The sequence below is a fragment of the Dietzia aerolata genome (assembly GCF_014144865.1).
In the GTDB taxonomy this organism is placed as follows: domain Bacteria; phylum Actinomycetota; class Actinomycetes; order Mycobacteriales; family Mycobacteriaceae; genus Dietzia; species Dietzia aerolata.
The window spans coordinates 1-2,030 of the sequence record NZ_JAALDM010000303.1; the positions used below are offsets into that span (position 1 = coordinate 1).

The 2,030-nt window shown below is 68.3% G+C and carries 1 protein-coding gene and 1 pseudogene; both read left to right on the forward strand.

Features of this window, described 5'->3' with window-relative positions; all coding sequences use genetic code 11:
• Positions 1–126: 126 nt before the first annotated feature.
• Complete coding sequence (cls, locus tag G6016_RS15390) at positions 127–1,626, forward strand: cardiolipin synthase (RefSeq protein WP_187354662.1); 1,500 nt, start codon at positions 127–129, stop codon at positions 1,624–1,626.
• A gap of 60 nt (positions 1,627–1,686) precedes the next feature.
• Positions 1,687–2,030 (forward strand): annotated as a pseudogene (locus G6016_RS15395) (hypothetical protein); the annotation flags it as partial.

Genomic DNA, 2,030 nt, shown 5'->3' on the forward strand with positions numbered 1-2,030 from the left:
CTCCCAGCGGGCACTGGCCGGGGTGGTGCGGTGGACCATGCGCAACGGCGCGATCATCGACCCGCGCGCCCTGCCCATGGGGACGGTGCTGACCAAGGCGACCGGGTGAATCCGGCCGCACAGGAGCTGTCGTTCCTGCCGTTCCCCGACGGGGTCACCTCGGCAATCCTCATCATCGATTACGCGATCAAGATCCTCGCGCTGGGCATGGTCCCGGAGAACCGGCAGCCGGGCTCGTCGCAGGCGTGGTTGCTCGCGATCCTGTTCGTCCCGGTCATCGGCGTGCCGCTGTTCCTGCTGTTCGGCAACCCGTACATCACCGGACGCAGGCACGTCATCCAGGCCCAGGCGAACCAGCTGTACGAGGACGCGCTCAAGGACCGGCCCACCGTCCCGGTGGGAGTGCGGGTCGCGCCGGGCGTGCAGACGATTCTCGAGATGAACCGCACCCTCACCGAGATCCCGTGCATGTCGGGGGAGTACGAGGACCTGCACTCGGATTACGCGCAATCGCTCGCGGCCATGACCGCGGCCGTCCGGGCGGCCTCGCACCGGGTCCACATCGAGTTCTACGCCCAGTCCTGGGACCATGAGACCGACGAGTTCTTCACCGCCGCCGTGGAGGCGGCCGAGCGGGGCGTGGAGGTCCGCGTCCTGGCCGATCACCTGGGGTCGGGGAAATACAAGGGCTACAAGGTCCTGCGCAAGCGCCTGCGGAACACCCCGGTCGAGTTCCACCTCATGCTCCCGATCAACCCGTTCGTCGGCCGTTTCCGCCGCCCGGACCTGCGCAATCACCGCAAGATGCTGATGGTGGACGGCCAGCACGGGTTCGTCGGCTCGCAGAACCTCATCGACCGGAACTACGGCAGCAGGCGCAACGCCAAGCTCGGCCGCGAGTGGGTGGACGTGATGATGGAGGTCCGCGGCGAGATCGTCCACGCGATGGAGGCCGTCTTCGCGGTGGACTGGTACTCCGAATGCGGTGAGGTCATCGACACCGTCAACGATCTCGCGGAGGGCCCACCGGAGGCCCCCCGCGCGGTCGGCGGCGATCCCACGGCCGGCGACCCGCTGAGCGCGTTCCAGTTGGTGCCGTCGGGGCCCGGGTATCGCACGCAGCCCAACCTGCGGATGTTCACCCAGCTGACCTCGCAGTCGCGGGAGCGGCTGCGGATCATCAGCCCGTACTTCATCCCCGACGAGGCGCTGCTGCACTCCCTGACCTCGGCGGCGTACCGCGGCGTGAACGTGGAGCTCTTCGTGCCCGAGAAGGCCGACCAGTTCATGGTCCATCACGCGCAGCGGTCGTACTTCCGCGCGCTGCTGGAGTCGGGCGTGACGATCCACCGGTTCCGTGATCCGGCGGTCCTGCACACCAAGATGATGCTGGTGGACGACTACGCCGGAATCGTGGGATCGAGCAACCTGGACCTGCGGTCGTTCAATCTGAACTTCGAGGTCAGCATGTTGGTCCTGGGCGGGGAGGCGGTGTCCGACCTCCACGACCTCGTGGATCACTATCTGGACGACTGCACCACCCTCGATCTTGAAACCTGGATGAACCGTCCGTGGCTGGGACGTTACGTCGACAACGTCGCGCGGCTCACCTCGGCATTGCAGTAGTACCCTGCATGGGTGCGAGGGTCGTCGGAGCCCTGGCGTGCGACGAGAGGCTTTTCAAGGATGTCCCACAACCGTGTGTTCGGAGCGCGGGCCGCGCGTGTTGGCGCGACCGCCGCGGCGGTGGCCCTGGCAATCGTCGGTATCCCCGCCGCCGCCCATGCCCAGCCCACGGCCGGCGCCGGTGCCGGCACTCTGTCCGCCGAATCGATCGGCCAGGGCTCGGCGGAGGGCCTCGGCCAGAGTGTGGCGGACCAGATCCCCGACGAGATCACCATCGGCGGCCCCGGCTTCGGTTCCGAGGGCCTGCGCGCGGTCGGTAGCGGCGAGGTCGCGGATACCGCGCTGTCGGTGGGCCAGGTCATCGGTTCGGTCGCGCCGCTCGAGGCGGTCGGATCGGCGGGTGG